General features: G+C 44.3%; 18 protein-coding genes. 4 read left to right on the forward strand and 14 right to left on the reverse strand.

From position 1 onward, the window contains the following. Window positions 1–258 precede the first annotated feature (258 nt). From MHM87_RS15510 to MHM87_RS15560, 11 genes are all read right to left on the reverse strand, one after another. Window positions 259–504 (reverse strand): hypothetical protein, encoded by a 246-nt coding sequence (locus tag MHM87_RS15510; protein ID WP_239260041.1) that lies wholly within the window; start codon window positions 502–504, stop codon window positions 259–261. A gap of 143 nt (window positions 505–647) precedes the next feature. Next, complete coding sequence (locus MHM87_RS15515; RefSeq protein ID WP_239260043.1) at window positions 648–1295, reverse strand: hypothetical protein; 648 nt, start codon at window positions 1293–1295, stop codon at window positions 648–650. 859 nt (window positions 1296–2154) lie between these two features. Then, window positions 2155–2466 carry a hypothetical protein gene (locus MHM87_RS15520; protein ID WP_239260045.1) on the reverse strand — a complete coding sequence of 104 codons (312 nt, stop codon included), beginning with the start codon at window positions 2464–2466 and terminating at the stop codon, window positions 2155–2157. 543 nt (window positions 2467–3009) lie between these two features. Continuing rightward, window positions 3010–3318, reverse strand: coding sequence for a hypothetical protein (locus MHM87_RS15525; RefSeq protein ID WP_239260047.1), 309 nt, complete (start codon window positions 3316–3318; stop codon window positions 3010–3012). Window positions 3319–3435: 117 nt separating this feature from the next. Then, complete coding sequence (locus MHM87_RS15530) at window positions 3436–3714, reverse strand: hypothetical protein (RefSeq protein WP_069948994.1); 279 nt, start codon at window positions 3712–3714, stop codon at window positions 3436–3438. Window positions 3715–3838: 124 nt separating this feature from the next. After that, window positions 3839–4174, reverse strand: a complete 336-nt coding sequence (locus MHM87_RS15535) for a hypothetical protein (RefSeq protein ID WP_239260049.1) — start codon at window positions 4172–4174, stop codon at window positions 3839–3841. A gap of 475 nt (window positions 4175–4649) precedes the next feature. Next, window positions 4650–5057: a molecular chaperone DnaJ gene (locus tag MHM87_RS15540; protein ID WP_239260051.1), complete on the reverse strand. Its 408-nt coding sequence runs from the start codon at window positions 5055–5057 to the stop codon at window positions 4650–4652. 171 nt (window positions 5058–5228) lie between these two features. After that, the gene (locus MHM87_RS15545) at window positions 5229–5480 is read right to left on the reverse strand and encodes a DUF6429 family protein (protein WP_239260053.1); all 252 of its coding nucleotides are present in this window, start codon (window positions 5478–5480) and stop codon (window positions 5229–5231) included. 604 nt (window positions 5481–6084) lie between these two features. Further along, window positions 6085–6531 carry a hypothetical protein gene (locus MHM87_RS15550; protein ID WP_239260055.1) on the reverse strand — a complete coding sequence of 149 codons (447 nt, stop codon included), beginning with the start codon at window positions 6529–6531 and terminating at the stop codon, window positions 6085–6087. Between the two features lie 124 nt (window positions 6532–6655). Further along, complete coding sequence (locus tag MHM87_RS15555) at window positions 6656–7147, reverse strand: hypothetical protein (protein ID WP_239260057.1); 492 nt, start codon at window positions 7145–7147, stop codon at window positions 6656–6658. A 550-nt stretch (window positions 7148–7697) separates the two neighbouring features. Beyond that, entirely contained in the window at window positions 7698–8132 is a 435-nt protein-coding gene (locus MHM87_RS15560) for a hypothetical protein (RefSeq protein WP_239260059.1), read from the reverse strand. A gap of 241 nt (window positions 8133–8373) precedes the next feature. On the opposite strand from MHM87_RS15560, the gene MHM87_RS15565 reads away from it, so the two are divergent. Beyond that, a complete protein-coding gene (locus tag MHM87_RS15565) occupies window positions 8374–9306 on the forward strand; it encodes an integron integrase (protein WP_239260061.1) in 933 nt (310 codons plus the stop codon). Between the two features lie 117 nt (window positions 9307–9423). Here MHM87_RS15565 and fadA read toward each other — a convergent pair whose 3' ends face one another. Continuing rightward, on the reverse strand, window positions 9424–10587 hold the full coding sequence (gene fadA / locus MHM87_RS15570) for an acetyl-CoA C-acyltransferase FadA (RefSeq protein WP_069943690.1): 1164 nt from the start codon (window positions 10585–10587) through the stop codon (window positions 9424–9426). 18 nt (window positions 10588–10605) lie between these two features. Beyond that, window positions 10606–12756, reverse strand: coding sequence for a fatty acid oxidation complex subunit alpha FadB (gene fadB / locus MHM87_RS15575; RefSeq protein ID WP_239260063.1), 2151 nt, complete (start codon window positions 12754–12756; stop codon window positions 10606–10608). 495 nt (window positions 12757–13251) lie between these two features. On the opposite strand from fadB, the gene MHM87_RS15580 reads away from it, so the two are divergent. From MHM87_RS15580 to MHM87_RS15590, 3 genes are all read left to right on the forward strand, one after another. Continuing rightward, entirely contained in the window at window positions 13252–15315 is a 2064-nt protein-coding gene (locus MHM87_RS15580) for a transglycosylase SLT domain-containing protein (protein WP_239260065.1), read from the forward strand. A 167-nt stretch (window positions 15316–15482) separates the two neighbouring features. Beyond that, window positions 15483–16814 carry a Xaa-Pro dipeptidase gene (pepQ, locus tag MHM87_RS15585; RefSeq protein ID WP_239260067.1) on the forward strand — a complete coding sequence of 444 codons (1332 nt, stop codon included), beginning with the start codon at window positions 15483–15485 and terminating at the stop codon, window positions 16812–16814. A 279-nt stretch (window positions 16815–17093) separates the two neighbouring features. Then, window positions 17094–17810, forward strand: a complete 717-nt coding sequence (locus MHM87_RS15590) for a divalent cation transporter (protein ID WP_239260069.1) — start codon at window positions 17094–17096, stop codon at window positions 17808–17810. Window positions 17811–17940: 130 nt separating this feature from the next. Here the strand turns inward: MHM87_RS15590 and ispB are convergent, their stop codons facing one another. Beyond that, window positions 17941–18915 carry an octaprenyl diphosphate synthase gene (ispB, locus tag MHM87_RS15595; RefSeq protein WP_239260071.1) on the reverse strand — a complete coding sequence of 325 codons (975 nt, stop codon included), beginning with the start codon at window positions 18913–18915 and terminating at the stop codon, window positions 17941–17943. Between the last annotated feature and the right edge of the window lie 78 nt (window positions 18916–18993).

Raw genomic sequence — 18993 nt, forward strand, 5'->3', positions numbered from 1 at the left:
CCATAGAATACTTACCACTTGAAAAAGAAGCTTTGTCTGGTTTGACTGGTTTAGTTCTGTAACCAGAATCCCATCTCAGTGCTTTTTTAGTATTTCTATCCATGAATATCCTGAGCCACATAACTTTTAAATAAGGGGCGATAACACGTAGGGCATAATAGCGAAGCGGCCCTGCGTGTTAGCGTCCCAGTGGGCTTTTGCCCACGACTTTATTTGTTTGTTATATGCGTGCATAAACAACCTTGAATTCAGTGCTCGTTATCTTGGCCCACTGAACGGGTTTATTTGAAAAGAGTTTTTACTATGTGTGCCTGCATTCCAAAAAGCCAAAGCGAGTAGTGCAATTAAAACTGCTTTAGCACAGCCAAGCAATACAGCAATTAAGTCTGGTAACGCAAATAAGCTCGAAATAAATTGTGTTGCTGCAAAAAAGCCACAAATAAACGCACCTAGCAGTGCGAATGCTTTAGTGACTAAATGAAAGGCGTTGCTTTGTTTATTCATTAAAATTCCTTTTTCAAATTCCTAAAAGCATATAACGCTAAGCTAAGGGGCGATTGCACGTGGGGCATAATAACGAAGTGGCCCCGCGTGTAAGCGTCCCAGTGACCGAAGGGAACGACTTGAGCGTTTTGTTAGCCACGCCCCTACTTATTATTATAGGAGTCAAATGCGTTCCTTAATTCTGAAAATGGCAATAGACCAACATTTGTTGGATCTGCTGGGAGTCTCTGATGATCAATGTATCTTATACCTGTAGTCACGTTGTATTCTCCCAATGCCATATCTAAGAGTATGTAAGATGCAGAAACAAAAAGGTCTCGTTCTTCGTCAGTGTATTCTGGGTGATAAATTATGAGATCAAAAAAGCCATCTTGGATTCTGTAGTAAATCCATATTTTTGAAGCATCTATTTCGTTGCCTGCATAGTCTATTTTAAAATTCTGATAGTCTTCCATCCTTGGTCTGAACGCAATAACTTCCCATTTATCTAAGACAGGCGCAGCTTTACTTAACGCCTGCACACTTGGGAACAGTTCTGAAATTCCATCTGCACTAATTATAAATTTACGCTTCCCATTTAAGGGATTGGATATTTCGAATACCAATCCATCTTCGTATTCATTAAGCGCAGAAGAAATAGAGTCCAAGAGTCTTTCTTGGTCTTTTTCTAAGTAAAAAAGGTTATTTTCATTTTTTGAAAACCAATCCCAAAAAGTGACTTCTTTTGATTGAGTTCCCAGTACATTCATCGACCAAAGAGATAATAATAAAAACAGTTTAATTTTTTTCATACGTATTAGTGGCTAACTTTCCAATAACGGGCGCAGACATGTGGGGCATAATGGCGCAGCCGCCCCACGTGTCTGCGTCCCAGCGAACGAAGTGAGTGAGTTGATTGGGTTGTTATGTGCTTTCACCTTAGTTGAGCTCCACACTCTCCGCACTTTTTAGCAAACAGCTGCACCCCAGGGTTTCCTGAAGCACGCGGTATCGAGTTGCATTTAGGGCATCGATACCATGTAAAAGTAGCAAACATAAAACCTAGCACCATGATGACGAAAGGAAAACCGGGATTTATGTATTCGGACGAAAAAGAATTAATAACAACTACAACAGCAAAAGGGAGCGCGAAAACAAGCAAACCCCCTAAGAACTTTTTCTCTCTTGCTGCGAATTCAGTTTTAATTTTAAAATCTGGCATAGTCTAGCGGCACATAACTTTTAAATAAGGGGCTCAGACGCGTGGGCTATAATGCGAAGCAGCCCACGTGAATGCGTCCCAGCCTGCGCTAGCAGGCGACTTAATTTTTTTGTTATACACAAACCGTTTCTTAACTGCCAGCATGTTGAAGAAAATAGAGTAAAAGCACCGAACAAGACAACCAGTGTTTTAAACTTTTACTTGCTGCCTAAGAAGAGGGCGGCTTGAGTTGAAAAGCAGAACTTTTAAGTTACCTTTGATGCTAACCAAAAACTAAAACGAACCCCCAAAGCCGTTGTAAAAAAGCACTGAACTTCGGCCTGACTTTTACTAAAAAATGGGTGGTGTATAACTTTTAAATAAGGGGCGATAACACGTAGGGCATAATAACGAAGTGGCCCTGCGTGTTAGCGTCCCAACGAGCGCTAGCGAGTGACTTTATTTTTTTGTTATACACCAGATAGCCAACCATAAAACGCGATACCACCACACAGAAAACTGAATAAAAAGTACGGCAACAAATTTACCCGCATGATTTGTGAAGATGGTTCGTTTCCGAAATACTCTTTGCGCTTGCCAAGCACTGGCCCTGCCATATAAAAAACGATGCTGACTAGGAACCAGCAATAAAGCGCTCCTTGCGTAAGCGATACTGTACCGGAGAGTATGAGGAAACCCATAAGCAATGTTGCTAATACAGCGACGAGAGCAACACCAAATTTATATCCGTTGCTTGGTTTTTTGTTGGTAATAAAATCCATCTTATCTATCAATTACAGTGGTGTATAACATTAAGCTAAGCGGCGCATTTGCGTGGGGCATAATGGCGAAGCCGCCCCGCGTAAATGCGTCCGAGCGACCGAAGGGAGTGGTCTTAAGCGCCTTGTTATAAGCAAAGCCAGTTCCTTTGGTCTTTTTAAAAACTGTTGAAGCCAGCATACGATTGATTGTTAGCACAAACAAGCAAAACGACTGTGCATTGATGTTTTTGAATTGACTGAAGCAAGCCGCCATCTGAGCTATCAAGTGTAATGGCGCTTGCGAGGTTCAACTAATAACTTGGCGACAAAGCGCCTATTACACCGCCTTTGAATTGAAAGCGGCGGATTTAAACCTCCCAAAAGCCAGAGCGATGCTAATGAAAACAGGCGAGGGTAGTTTTATTGGGATTTTTATAAAGCCAAACGTAGTTTAGGCTGACGCCTTATAACTTTTAAATAAGGGGCGCGTACGCGTGGGCTAAAATGCGAAGCAGCCCACGTGTATGCGTCCCAGCGAACGAAGTGAGTGACTTAATTTTTTTGTTATACGTTTTTACACTTAGTTTCTTCAGAGCTACCGCCTGCTTTCAGTTGAATGTTGGATACTGACGGTTTGCTGTTCGCAATTGCTGAGTAAGCTTCTGCAATTAATGACGGTTCTGCGCAATAATCTATGTCTAAAGTGACTGAAGAAAACTCTATTTTCGACAATTCAATTTCTAGTTCCGTATTAGTTAGCATTTTATCTGAGTCGTTTATAGAGTAACTCGTCTCACCTATATGAATTGTAATCTCGTCACTAGCATTTGAGTAAAATGAAATGACCAGAAGCAATAAAAGAGTAAAGCGCATGCTGTCTCCCTGACGTATAACTTTTAAATAAGGGGCGATAACGCGTAGGGCAAAATAGCGAAGCGGCCCTGCGCGTTAGCGTCCCAGTGGGCTTTAGCCCACGACTTGATTTTTTTGTTATATTTTGCCGTTTCTTACATCGCGCACTTCTTGCATTCTTAAATGCTCCTCTATTGAGACAAGCACAGCAATAATGCCAGTAAACAAAAAGATTAAAATTGACCAAACAATTATAGGCATCAATGGAATTGCATGTGATAGTGATTCGGTGAAGGCCGTCCACAGCGTTACGCCTACTCCTAAAATAAGCATAAAAAGCGAAAAAGTAGCAGCTATTCTGGAAACTAAAAGCAATTTACTAAAATTGCGAGACTCAACAGAGGAAAATGGTTTCAATTTAAACTTCCTTGGTTAATGTACCTTTAAATATAACGCCCGCCTAACAGGCGCAAAATGCTTGGCTAAAATTAGGAACGAAGTGACGCAAGCCAAGCTTTTTGCGTCCTTGTTGAGGCGTTTGTTATACGCCTTTACTCGCAGCCCATCCGCAGTGCTTGCAAGGCGAACATTTTGCGAACCCATTATACAACTGATTGATCGGGATATTTTTGCCGTTTTTAAACTTTGCCAAATTTTCACCACACTCGGGGCAACGAACGAGATTGTAAACCGCAAGATGATGCAAAATAACAGAAGTGAAGCTTGAAATGAAAGTAAGCCCTGCACCAATCGGCAATTCCAAAATATCCAAATAAGCTAGTAAAAATGCTATCGCTATGCCTGAAGGGAGAATGATAATTTCAATGCCTTCAAGATGTGATATCCAAGACTTATTTAATTTTTTCAGAGTATCCATATTCTACGGCGTATAACTTTCCAATAACGGGCGCAGACATGTGGGGCATAATGGCGAAGCCGCCCCGCGTGTATGCGTCCCAGCGAACGCAGTGAGTGTGTTGATTGGGTTGTTATGTTCGTTTTTGATAAAAGCGCTCTGTCAAAAAATGGATTGAGTTGTAAGTCCAGCTAACGCAAATGCCGAAGACTATGAAAATTGGAAGGGAGAAGTTGGAAAGCTTAACGATATTGGCTTGCGAAGCGTCTAATCCTGCAAGCTTTAGGACAAAACCAGAAAGTAGGACCGACAAAATAAATATTACGAGTTTGAAGCTTTTAGAATTATTTACATCCATATCAATTCTCCTTTTCCATTCGAGAATATAACGCCCCGCTTAGGGGCAAAAATACGCAGGCTAGAATTAGGAGCGAAGCGACTGGGAGCCTGCGTGTTTTTGTCCCAGTGAGCGCCAGCGAACGACTACAGCGGTTTGTTAGGTGCCTTTAGCATCGTTAACCTCTTGAGTTACTTTGTTATTTAACTCAATAAAGTCCTGGACCAATTTGTCACAGTCGACTTTTTCCGCACCGCATCGAACCTGGGTGTCGATAAAAATTTGACCGTTTTCTTCAACGACAGCTCGCCTCACGACAGACGGGTATGCAGAGTGGTTAACGGGCGCAAAAGACCACAAAGCTCTTTCGGCATTGTCACTAACAATCGTCCAACCCCCCTTCTCACTAATATCGACATTAGGCTTATTACGAAGTGCTTCTAATGCTAATTCAACGCTTTCGTAACCGAACACTTTTCCATTCTTACCTTTGTATCCAAGAACTTCATCGGCTGAACACAAACCAGATATCAATAAAGGAATTATTACGAAAAGAATACGATGCATAAATCCTCCTTGTGCACCTAACTTTCCAATAACGGGCGCAGACATGTGGGGCATAATGGCGCAGCCGCCCCGCGTGTATGCGTCCCAGCGAACGAAGTGAGTGAGTTAATTGGCTTGTTAGTTGCCACGCCGATACATCCTAGAGCAACAGCTGAGCTATGCGCACAATACTCACTCACTTTTGACGAATAACTTTTTGAATAGCTCTTCTGATTTGGCGAGCCCTTCTTCAGTTAAAACAACAGACTTTGATTTGCCAACAGGGTCGTGAATATAACCTTTTTCATAAAGCCGGTCGGTGATACTCCAATCTATTTGCTTCCAAGCCCTACCAAACTTGTCGTGCAGAGTAAGGTAAAACAGAGCAAGTGCCGCTTCATCGATTTTATCTTCATCTATTTCCACTGCTGTCTCCATTTTCATATGGCTACTAACACCTAGCACACGGGCAATAGCGAAGGGCCACTTTTTTGCGCTCTTTGCAAAAAAGGGGAACTGCGCGTTATTGTCCCGTGCTGCGCTTTGTTAGCCCTAACACTGAACGTTCGCAGCTTTGCTGCCCTGCACCAAGATGTTTGCATTATCTAATTGCCCTTCCCTGATTTGCATTTACCTTAAACAACCACCAGAAAAACAACAACTGATTTTTGCCGCAACCATTTGCCGGAACTGATAAAGCTGCGTTGCCAATGAACCCTACAATTGCACGAAACGATTGCAGAAAAAAGCACCGGCCGCTTACAGCGAAAGACTGCCCGCGCCGCGCAAACCACGGGAAGAAACGCCCTTGATTAGTTGATAGCTTTGGACACTAAAATAACCAATGGCGGTGGGACGCTAAAACGAGTGATGACACCGGCGTAAACACTGCAACGATTTTTTATTTTTGAATGAATTAACGAATGGGGGCTAACACCCCGCTTAGGGGCAAAAATACGTGGGCTATAATAACGAGCGAAGCGAGGACGGCCCACGTATTTTTGTCCCAGCACGCACCGCGTGCGTCTACAGCGGTTTGTTATGTACTTTACGCATATTGGTCTAATTTTCTAAACAAATCATCTGCGTGTTCGATGTGGAGCGGTACATATATCTGGCCTTTTTTACCTGCATCGACCACCACCACAGGCATACCATTACTATTAAATGGAAATGCTTTCTCGATTTCTCCCATACGAAAATGCCTTTTAAGCAACCAATAGTTTCTACCGCTGATTATGTCATTTTCGATGGTTATATATGAACATTTAAGCAAATAACTAATTGTGACGCCAAAGAATAGGCTAAACAAAAAGATAGCGAGATATATCAGGGGAATTTGAACAAGGCTAACGTGCTTGAAAGTCTCGTCGATATCAAAAGATGATGATGCGAAACGAACCAACATCACTATGGTAAAACCAACAGAAATGATGATAAATAGTTGCTTGACCATGTGCCTAGCAAGATCTTTCCATTTAACCTTATAAACCACTGAACTATCCTGGTACATAACACCCCACTAAGGGGCGATAACACATGGGCTAAAATTAGGAACGAAGTGACGCAGCCCATGTGTTAGCGTCCCAGCGAGCAGAGCGAGTGCCTTTAGTGTTTTGTTATGCGATTTTTAATAACAACCTCGTTCTTTCGATGTTAGATATTTTTGAATTCCCATCTAAGGATTCTTGAAGTGACGTTTTTTCCTGTGCGTCTAGTACTGATTTTGAACTCAGTAATGTCGCTAAGCTACCAAGAGTTGCATACCACTCTTCTGAAAATGTTGAGATAAACTGAGACATTGCAGAAGCACAATTTTCTACAGAGTTTGAGGCCTCCGTGTATTCAAATTTGGTAGTGGCGCTAAGTTCCCGCTCGATTGGACCAAACAACCCAATAAATTCCAATTCAGAATTTAAAGGTCTAACACACGTGTGCAGTCTAAAGCACGGGCCAAATGTGAACTTGTGTATATGAATGAATTGAACCAAATATTCTTGTTCTCTAACCCAAAACGTTGGTTTTGTTCGAACAAAACCAAGTGGCTTGATTTGGTTAGTTAGTCTTCTTAAGACCTTATCTGCATTGGAACGTTCTAATTTTTTATCCATGTCCCACCAATCGCATAACTTTTAAATAACGGGCGCAGACATGTGGGGCATAATGGCGAAGCCGCCCCGCGTGTATGCGTCCCAGCGAACGAAGTGAGTGTGTTGATTGAGTTGTTATATGCGTACAATTTAAAACCTTTTACACATCCACTTTAATAAAAACAAACCCTAGCTACATAGAGGATGATATTTGTTTTAGGTAATTATTTATTTGCCCATCGGTAACAATAGAACCATCCAACAGGTGGAATCAAGAAGTTGAGCAAGAAGGCGTAAATGGCAACCAACCCGATATTGTCAGCCTTTCCTTTAGCAAATTTGATGGTAAGAAAAATTACAACTAAAGCGAGGATGGAGAGTGCTTGCCCCCAAAATGTAGCGTTTAGATTCATAAAATTCCTTATTGATGGGCTTCCTGAAAAGCATATAACTTCCCACTAAGGGGCGATAACACATGTGCTAAAATTAGGAACGAAGTGACGCAGCCCATGTGTTAGCGTCCCAGCGAGCGAAGCGAGAGCCTTGAGTGGCTTGTTATGCGCTGGAACCACTAGCCAACACGTTTTGCTATTTGCTTTGAGAAAGCAATAATCAATAAACCCAAAATAAAAAAACCTAGATATCTCCAAAGTGCTCGCTTTCTACTATTTTTCAAATAATCGAAAGGAGCAGCAGGTTTTGCAAAGCAGGTTGAGTTAACTAATAAGCAGTCTACTTTCGTCCCTGCCTCGATAGGTGACAATGAGTGTATCAGCTTTCCTCTTACAGGCTCAGCATGATAAGCATATACTCTGGGACCGTTCCTTCCTTTATAGTTCTCGTTTCGTATCTCAAACTCATTTTTAGAAGTAACCAATACTGTTTCGCGACCTATAGCAGCTCCCAAATATTGTTCATAGTTTGAAGTTAAATCTATCAATAAGAACACGAGACTTACCACGCAAATTAGCGCCCCAGTAAGAACAGTTTTTTTGTGTGGTTGCATCTCAGACTTCTCGAAGCGCATAACAATTTAGTGTAAGGAAAAGATCCTTTATGCAAAGTGGATAGTTTCCATATATCACATTTATAGTTTTATCACTTTCGCACGTAAATACACTTCCATCAATAACCTACACTTAGTATCTGAAAACACCGTACTTAAGTACGGAATCTCTCCTTTTTATTTTACGGACGAGTCAAAAACCGCAATTCTGTTTTTATTTACAGTAATTAAATTCAAAAAAATGAAATCAATGTTCATGCAAATGGTGATAGAGCACATGCAAAACCGTCGCTATGCGAAGCGCTCCATAGAGCTTTACAGTAAATGGATAATTAGCTTTATTCGCTTTAACAATAATAGACACCCTTCTGAAGTGGGAGACAAAGAAGTTGAAGTGTTTCTGTCTCACCTAGTTAACGCTAAAAATGTGGCTCCGGCCACTCAGGCGAGTGCGTTAAATGCATTGGCGTTCTTATATCGCGATATATTAGAGCGCCCACTTTCATGCGAACTCAACTTTGTTTCAAGTCGTAGGCAAGCCAAGCTTCCAGTTGTATTAACGCAGGAAGAGGTCGTTTCTCTTTTTGAGCAAATTCCTGCCAACCTAAAGTTACCAATATCTTTATTGTACGGAAGTGGTTTGCGGCTAATGGAAGCGGTTAGGCTACGAGTTAAAGACATTGATTTTGACTACAACGCTATTCGCATTTGGGATGGGAAAGGCGGTAAGCATCGCATTGTAACGTTGGCTGCGGAATTAAAACCGGGTCTTACACGACAAATCGCTATGGTAGAAAACTTCTTGGCGGCTGATTTAGAAAATCCAAAGTACGTAGGCGTTTATCTACCTCACCGATTACGTTTGAAATACAAAAACGCGCCCAGAGAGTTAGGCTGGCATTATTTATTTCCTTCTTCTCGATTATCTGTCGATCCTGAAAGCAATAGAGTGCGACGACATCATATTGATGAATCGAGTATACAAAAAGCAATACGGAACACGGCAAAAACTTGTGACATTAAAAAGAAAGTTACGCCTCATACGCTGCGCCACTCTTTTGCAACGCACTTGCTGCAATCGGGCGCTGATATTAGAACGGTGCAAACACAGTTAGGTCATTCAGACGTAAAGACCACGCAAATTTATACTCACGTGCTTCAGCAAGGTGCGTAGGGTGTGGTAAGTCCTTTATCTCGTATTTTGAAGTAATCTGAAAAGTAATTAGAATCAACAAAAAAGGGCCCGAAGGCCCTTTTCAATAATTAGCTTTAAAAGTGCTTATTTAAACGCTTATACACGCTCAAATACGGTAGCAATACCTTGGCCTAAACCAATACACATAGTCGCTAAGCCTAGGCTTACGTCTTGTGATTCCATTAGGTTGATAAGCGTACCTGAGATACGTGAACCAGAGCAACCTAGTGGGTGACCAAGTGCAATTGCACCACCGTTAAGGTTAATCTTAGTATCTAGGTGGTCCATCCAACCTAGTTGCTTAATGCACGATAGCGCCTGTGCTGCGAACGCTTCGTTAAACTCAGCAAGTTCAATATCGTCCATAGTAAGGCCAGCGCGCTTGAGGGCTTTTTGTGTTGCTGGCACTGGGCCGTAACCCATAATTGCCGCATCACAACCCGCCACAGCCATTGCGCGAATTTTCGCACGAGGCGTTAGGCCAAGCTCTTTCGCACGGTCTGCTGACATAAGCAGCATACCCGATGCACCGTCAGACAGCGCCGAAGATGTACCCGCAGTAACAGTACCGTTTACTGGGTCGAACACTGGGCGAAGTGCGGCCATGCTTTCAGCCGTGCTTTCTGGGCGTACTACTTCATCGTAGTCAATTAGCTTTAATACGCCGTTTGCATCGTGACCTTCAACAGGCACAATCTCGTTAGCCCAGCGGCCTTCAAGGTGTGCTTTGTGCGCTAGCTGGTGCGAACGTGCGCCAAATGCGTCTTGTTGCTCACGAGTAATACCGTTTTGACGGCCAAGTAGCTCGGCAGTCATACCCATCATGCCCGACGCTTTCGCCGTGTACTTAGCAAGGCCAGGGTGGAAGTCGATGTTGTAGTTCATCGGCACGTGACCCATGTGCTCAACACCACCAATCATGTAAATGTCACCACGGCCGCTCATGATGCCGCTTGTTGCATCGTGAAGGGCTTGCATTGATGAACCACACAAACGGTTAACCGTTACCGCGCCTGTAGTGCGTGGAATTTTTGTGAGTAGTTGCGCGTTACGTGCAACGTTGAAGCCTTGTTCTTTAGTTTGCTGAACACAGCCCCAAATGATGTCTTCAATTTCCGCTGGGTTTACGCCAGGGTTACGCTCTAGTAGCGCGGTCATTAGCGCAGCAGATAAGTCTTCTGCACGCACATTTCTGAAAACACCGTTTTTTGAACGACCCATAGGGGTGCGTACGCAATCGATTACGACCACTTCTTTCATTAGTTTTTCCTCCGGGTCTTATGCGAAATAGGATTTACCAGAAGCGGCCATTTCACGAACGCCGTCTGAGATCTGATAAATAGGACCAAGTTCAGCGTACTTGTCTGCCATAGCAACAAAGTTCGCCAAGCCAATGGTTTCAATCCAACGGAAAATACCACCGCGGAATGGAGGGAAACCTAAGCCGTAAAGTAGCGCCATATCTGCTTCAGCTGCGCTATCTACAATGCCTTCTTCTAAGCAGCGAATTGCTTCGTTTGCCATAGGGATCATAAGGCGTGCAATAATGTCGTCAGCTTCAAAGTCTTTCTTGTCAGCTACGTGTGGTGCCATTAGAGCATATGCTTCTTCAGCAGGTGTTTTAGACGGCTTGCCGCGCTTATCAACACCATAGTTGTAGAAACCTTTACCGTTCTTCTGGCCTAAACGCTGCTCTTTGTAGAAAAGAGTTACCGGGTCATTGTCCAGACGAGCCATACGCTCTGGAATGCCCGCTGCCATTACGTCTGCTGCATGATCGCCAGTGTCGATACCTACAACGTCCATTAGGTATGCTGGGCCCATTGGCCAGCCGAAGATTTTTTCCATTACTTTATCAACCGCTACAAAGTCAGCGCCGTCGATAAGTAGCTTACTGAAGCCCGCAAAGTATGGGAACAATACGCGGTTTACCAAGAACCCTGGGCAGTCGTTAACCACAATTGGGGTTTTGCCCATTTTAAGGGTAGCGGCTACTACTGCATTGATGGTTTCTTCAGAGGTTTTTTCGCCACGAATAATTTCAACAAGCGGCATGCGGTGCACTGGGTTAAAGAAGTGCATACCACAGAAGCGCTCTGGCTTGTCTAGGCTTTCAGCGAGCTGATTGATAGAGATAGTAGAAGTGTTTGAACAGATGATAGCGTCGTCCGCTACGTTGTCCTCTACTTCTTTAAGCACAATACCTTTTACTTTCGGGTTTTCTACAACCGCTTCAATAACAAGGTTTGCATCTTTAAGCGTGCTGTACTCAAGGGTAGGCGTGATAGCGTTAAGTGTTTGCGCCATTTTGGCCGCGTCTACTTTACCGCGCTGCATGCCTTTACCAAGGATCTTCGCTGCTTCTGAAAGGCCAAGGTCTAGTGCACCTTGGTTAATGTCTTTCATGATAACTGGCGTGCCTTTCACTGCGCTCTGGTATGCGATACCGCCGCCCATGATGCCTGCGCCTAGCACAGCGTTAAGCTTAGATTGCTTAGTCGCTGCTTTCGCTTGCTTCTTACCTTTACTCTTAACTAGTTGGTCGGCAAGGAAAATACCAATTTGCGCTTTCGCAGCGTCTGTTTTCGCTAACGCTACAAAGCCTTCATTTTCAAGCTTAAGTGCACCTTCACGGTCTAGACCCGCTGCTTTTTGAACAGTCTCAACCATTTTGTGCGGTGCTGGGTAGTGTTTGCCAGCTTGCGCAAATACCATAGCTTGAGCAGTACTGAAGCTCATCATGGCTTCGTTTTTGTTTAGCTGTAGTGGGGCTTTCTTAACCGCACGACGCGCTTGCCAGTCAAATTTACCGTCAGCGGCGTCTTTCACCATTGAAAGCGCACCTTCAACAAGTGCTTCTGGTGCAACAACGGCATCAACTGCGCCTTCAGCAAGGGCTTTCGCGCCTTTTCTGTCGCGGCCAGTGGTCATCCACTCAAGGGCGTTGTCTGAACCAATAAGGCGAGGTAGACGAACCGTACCACCAAAACCAGGCATTAGGCCTAGTTTAACTTCTGGCAAACCAATTGAAGCAGTAGTGTCTGCAATACGCATGTCACACGCCAATGCCATCTCACAGCCGCCACCTAGAGCGAAGCCGTTAACTGCAGCGATGGTAGGGAAAGGTAGGTCTTCGAAGCGGTCGAATACTTGTGATGTATTGGCAACCCACTGTAGTACTTCTGCATCGTCCATGGCGAATAGGCCAGTGAACTCGGTGATATCAGCACCCACGATAAATGCAGGTTTTGCACTGCGTACCACTAAGCCTTTAACATCGCCTTTAGCAAGTAGGGCTTGAGTTGCTTCGTCAAGTTCACTCACCGTTTGGCGGTCGAACTTGTTTACTGAACCTTGGGCGTCGAATACCAGCTCAGCAAAGCCGTCTTCTAACAGGCTGACGGAAAGACTTTTGCCTGTGTATATCATTATCATCTCCTTCGGCATTGGCCAGGATGTTAGTGAAGTAATCCAACTAATTTGTAGGGTCGTATGCATTCACTAACGCGTTAGGGTGGCTAGATTCTTTACAAAGCCACACAAAATTTCAACAAAAAATCAAACAAGCGTTTCAATTTGTCTAAGGTAGTGGTCGGATGACTTAAATTCAAGTGTAAATATCGAATTCAAGCTTCATTTCGCCATTGGTGGTTGTATAATGAGCGTTATTGACGCAAAGCGCCAATCCAGCAAAAGAATAATCTACAATCATGTCAACTATGTGTGTAAAGCATAGCTAACGACGGCTGGCACAACATCTTCTTTGGCAAGGAGCCAGGCTGAAATCTTCCCTTCGTTTATCAAACGAACGTAGTGGATCAGTCGCAATGCTGCTTTTTCAGCAACATTTTACAATCAGCTCGATTCGGCAAATTTGCCAGCGCTCATAAGCGTTCGAGTGTAGAGCAGGGTAGGAGTTCTATTGTGTCTGGTTTTTATTTTAGTTCGTGGTTAGGTCAGCGCTCGCTGACAAAAAACAATAAATTGTTCGCCACCTTTGTGGGGGCATTTGTTTGCTCGCTCTCTTCATTTTTCTCTATCGGCGCATGGGCTACACAGCCTTTAACACTACCCGAAGATATTTTCGAAAAGGATCGCGCTCGTTATCTAGAAGTTGAAAAAAAGCTGTTAACGTATTCGAAGCGAAGCGTTCAGCGCCTCGACAACGACATTTATGAACTGGCGCATTATCCACTTTATCCTTATCTGCTTAGACTCAAGCTAGAGCGCACGATGTCAATAAGAACAAAGCGCGAGGTTAAGCAGTTTCTAGAAGATTTCAATGGTCAGCCGGTAAGCTACGGTGTGCGTTATAAATGGCTTAATTACCTTGCTAAGAACGATTATCGCAGCACTTTTTTAGACAATTATCGCCCGGGCATGGGAGCAAGGCTAACCTGTATTGCGCTTAATTTTCGTTTAAAAGAAGGTGAAAGCGAACAAGCTATTTTGTCCGAAGTCGACGCTTTATGGCTTCACGGTCAGTCGCAACCGGATGAATGCGATCCGCTTTTTGCTAAGTGGAAAAAAGCGGGCATGATGACACCCGAAATGGTGATCAAGCGCATAGAGATTGCCGCGAAAGAAGATAACCGAAGCATTATCTCTTATCTTAAGCGCCAACTTCCCGGTGATAAGCAATACCTGGCTGACGCGTGGCTATCGGTAACCCGCGACACCAGCCGAGTAAATAGAACGGCGCTCTTTCCACTAAAAAATGCATCGCATGAAGCTGAGGTAATCGTATGGGCGGTCGAGAAACTTGCTTGGCGAAACCCTGACTTAGCCGGCACGGTATTTAACCGCTACAACGACAAAAACGTGTTCTCGCCAGCGCAGCAGCACGTTATGCGAAGAGCAATAGCGCTTAGCTACACGCTAGACCGCCTTCCTCAAGCGCATCATTGGCTTGAACTTGCTGATGTGCAGGGTGCCAGTGAAGATGTAAAGCTTTGGCATATTTCCCATTTGCTTCGCACGAAAAAGTGGCAGGAAGTGGTTAATGTTATTGATAGCGCTCCTGCCAGTTTGCAGCAAGAAGAAAACTATCGCTATTGGAAAGCCCGTGCTTTAGAAGCGCTTGGTCAAACTATGCAGGCTACCGTGCTTTATAAAGAGCTTTCTCAAGAACGCCATTATTATGGCTTTATGGCAAGTGCGCACATAGGCGAAATTCCGTCGCTTGCACACACGCCAGCACCAAGAGACACGGCAGCTATTGCCAGTGTGGCGAAAACCCCTGCCACCATGCGCTCTGTTGAATTTTTCAGGTTAGACAGAACCACAGAAGCGCGCCGTGAGTGGTTTTATTTACTGTCACATTTACCCGAATCGAAAGTGACCGATGCGGGCATTTTGGCGTATGAGTGGGGCTTGTACGATCAAGCTATTACCAGTTTTGCGCGAAGTGGCTATTGGGATGATGTCGAGCGCCGATTCCCACTGGCCTTTAACGATGTATTCAGCGAAAAGTCGCAGGCATACAGCATTTCAAAGTCGCTGGCTATGGCTATTGCACGCCGCGAAAGTTCGTTTAGAAGCGATGCTATCTCTTCGGTGGGAGCGGCAGGACTCATGCAGCTTATGCCGGGAACAGCGCGTTATGTAGCAAAAGAGAAAGTAAGTCGTAACACACTTTTTCAGGTAGACGATAACGTTGAATACGGCGTACAGTACCTGCGTTATTTAATGGACAAGTTAAACAATAACCCTGTGCTGGTGTCCGCATCTTATAACGCTGGTTGGCGCAAAGTGTTGGAATGGTTACCTGCTAATGAAGCGCTGCCCGTGGATATTTGGATTGAGAATATTCCCTATAAAGAAACCCGTGCTTACGTGAAGGCGGTGATGGCGTATCAGCATATTTACGACCAGCAGTTAGGTGGAAACGAGAATATCTTCCCTCAACTTACCCGCGATATGATCCCATCGGCAGATGCAGTAAGTACACATCCGGTAACAGGTACACTGCAACTAGCACCGCGATAGCTATCAAAGGTTAGGCGTATACGGGTACGCCTTTCATTACGTTATTATTTTACCAGTTTGGGAAACTTAACGTATACAACAGCACAGCGGTCTGAGCCAGTATGCATGTCATGCTGGCCTCGTGATACACTAGTAGCTAACTAACGACTAAAAAGATAAGAGGGGCTATGTCGCAACATAAAGCAACCTACCAACAGCATATCGAAGAGCTTCAAGCTAGAACTCGCGAAGCATTACAGCGAGAAGGGCTAGACGGACTAGTTATTCACTCAGGGCAGGGCAAACGTCTTTTCTTGGACGATAATCACTACCCATTTAAGGTAAACCCGCAGTTCAAAGCATGGGTGCCTGTTATTGATAACCCTAACTGTTGGCTGGTGGTAAACGGTGTAGACAAGCCTACGCTTATTTTCTATCGCCCTGAAGATTTCTGGCACAAAGTGCCGCCAGAGCCAAATGACTTTTGGACTGACAGCTTCGACATTAAACTACTTCAACAAGCCGATGCGGTAGAGAAATTCCTGCCTTACGATAAAAGCCGTTTTGCCTATGTAGGCGAATATATTGAAGTGGCAAAAGCGTTGGGTTTTGACAATGTAAATCCAGACCGCGTGTTGCATTATTTGCACTATCAACGTGCTTATAAAACCGACTATGAACTTGACTGCATGCGTGAAGCTAACAAGCTGGCGGTGGCAGGTCATAAGGCCGCTGAGCAAGCCTTCCGTGAAGGCAAAAGCGAGTTTGATATCAATCTTGCCTATGCTGCAGCAAGTCGACAAGGTGACAACGACGTACCATATACCAGTATTGTGGCACTTAACGAGCATGCTTCAATTCTGCATTACATGCAGTGTGATACCGTAGCGCCAAAAGAATCGCGTTCTTTTCTGATTGATGCGGGTGCAAATTATCATGGCTATGCGGCAGATATTACACGTACTTACGCTCAAGAAGGTGTTCATAATTCAGCGATGTTCCGCGACCTCATTCAAGCGGTAGATAAGGTAACGCTGACCTTAGTCGATTCGTTAAAGCCGGGTGTAGCCTACATAGACATTCACTTGTTAGCCCACGATGGTATTGCGCAAATTCTTCACGATACCGGCATGGTGAACCTAACGCCGCCAGAAATCGTGGAAATGGGTATAACACGCACGTTCTTCCCACATGGCATTGGCCATTTCTTGGGGCTGCAGGTACACGATGTGGGCGGATTGGTTAATGATGACAGAGGCACGCCTAAGCCTGCTCCTGATGATCACCCGTTCTTACGCTGCACGCGTATGGTAGAAGCGCGTCAAGTGTTCACTATTGAGCCGGGCCTGTACTTCATCGATAGTCTACTGCGCGACCTTAAAGCGACGCCTGCGTCTAAGTACATCAACTGGGATACCATTGATGCATACAAACCGTTTGGCGGCATTCGCATTGAAGACAACATTATTGTGCATCGCGATAAGAACGAGAACATGACCCGAGATTTGGACTTAAATTAATCGATTTTTGTGTATAGCCAACACAACCCATCGTTATAAATGCAAAGAGCAGCCTTAAGCTGCTCTTTTTCGTTACGCGCTTTTAAAATGTACGTTCTCTTTGTTGCGTCACCTCGATGTAGAACCACTATACCTGCGGTAACACGCCGCGATTACGAACATTTTAACTCTCGCTGAGTGGGTAATTATCTATGCGGACTGGTATTATTTGTAAACCAATGGTGCTGTGTGTAGTAATCAATAGGAAGATGTACAAGCAATGATTAGAAAGGAGTCGTTATGCCACAAGGCGATATTGTAGGTTTATTAATAATGGCAACGGTGGCGGGTCTTGCTATGCCCGCAGGCGCTATTTTAGCGACTTATCAAGGCATTCAGCCTAAGTGGCTAGAAAAAGAGTTACGCCATGGCATTTTAGCGTTAGGAGCAGGAGCGCTAATTTCGGCGGTGGGACTTGTGCTCGTACCTGAAGGCATAAAAGACGTATCGGTATTTGCGGCCATAATGTGCTTCGTTGGCGGTGCCTTAGCTTTTATGGCCCTTGATATTTACTTGGCGAAAAAGAAAACCGCTGGTAGTCAACTTGCCGCCATGCTTAGCGACTTCGTGCCTGAGTCTATCGCACTTGGTACTACGGCAGCGTTAGGCGGAGGTACCATGTTATTAGGCCTACTGATTGCAGTTCAAAACTTACCAGAAGGGTTTAATGCGTATAGGGAAATGTTGCCAAAGAACAAGCAGCGCAGAACCAAACTCATTGTTATCTTTGTATTAATGGCGCTACTTGGCCCCTTGTTTAGCTTGTTAGGCTTTTACTATCTAGCGCAGTTCCCCGTTATAATGAGCGGTATAATGCTGTTTGCCGCAGGTGGAATACTTTATTCGGTGTTTCAGGATATTGCACCGCAAATTCGTATGGAAAACCATTGGCTTCCTCCGCTTGGCGGTATTCTTGGTTTTTTAGTGGGGATGATAGGCTTCATGCTCGAAGGCTAGCTTTTTAATAATTATCTATGCGGACTGGTATTAACTAGTTTTCATAATTGGTAATTGCCAATAAAGAAGGCGTGTTGCTTACAACACGCCTTTTCATATCACTTATCGACAATTAGTTATTTATCGCTAGTTAGCTCGTACGCTCAATTGAAATATGTGCCAGCGCGATTAACGCCTCTTTATATTCAGAATCTTCAATAGCGTTTAAGCTGTTAATAGCCATGTGTACTTCTTTTTGTGCACATTCACGTGTGTAGTCCAAAGCGCCGGTTTCTTCCATAATGCCTTGAATCCGCGTCAAGTGTGGTAGGCCATTGCTTTGTTCAATAGCTTCTTGAATAAGCGCTTTGTCGTCGTCATTTTTTGCGTGCCACATAGCGTAAAGTAATGGCAGAGTAGGCTTACCTTCAGCTAAATCGTCGCCCGCATTCTTGCCCATTTCTTCGCTGTCAGCCATGTAGTCAAGTATATCGTCAGCTAGCTGAAAGGCTGTGCCTAGGTGCTTACCGTATTCTTGCATAGCGTGTTCAATGTGCTCATTTTGGTCGGTCAGTACAGCCGCTAACTGCGTAGCAGCTTCAAACAAACGCGCCGTTTTACCGTAAATAACATCAAAGTAACGTGCTTCTGTAGTGCTGGGATCGTTACAGTTCATCAGCTGTAACACTTCACCTTCAGCAATTTGGTTTGTGGCTTCAGACAGTATCTCCATAACGCGCATGCGTTTAAGGCTCACCATCATTTGGAAAGAACGGGTGTAAAGAAAGTCACCCACTAACACTGATGCCTGATTGCCAAAAATAGCATTGGCCGTTTCTCGCCCTCTGCGCATGGTCGATTCGTCAACTACATCGTCGTGCAACAGGGTAGCGGTATGAATAAATTCAACAATCGCCGCAAGGGTATGGTGATCGTTGTTGTCTATTCCCATAGCCCGCGCACTTAACACGGTAAGAAGTGGGCGTAATCGCTTGCCGCCACTGTTTACAATGTAAAAACCAAGCTGATTAATTAGGGCAACATCAGAGTCGACTTGTTGTTGAATCAGCTGGTTGACCGCCTGCATATCATCATTAGACAGGGCGCGGATTTGATCTATATCCATAGGCATGGCAATAAATACTTACTCTTACGTCTTGGGCAATTATTGGTGGCGATTGTACCTTAATCATCTGTACTATCC

This window comes from Alteromonas sp. Cnat3-28, from assembly GCF_022348265.1.
GTDB classification, from domain to species: Bacteria; Pseudomonadota; Gammaproteobacteria; order Enterobacterales; family Alteromonadaceae; genus Alteromonas; species Alteromonas macleodii.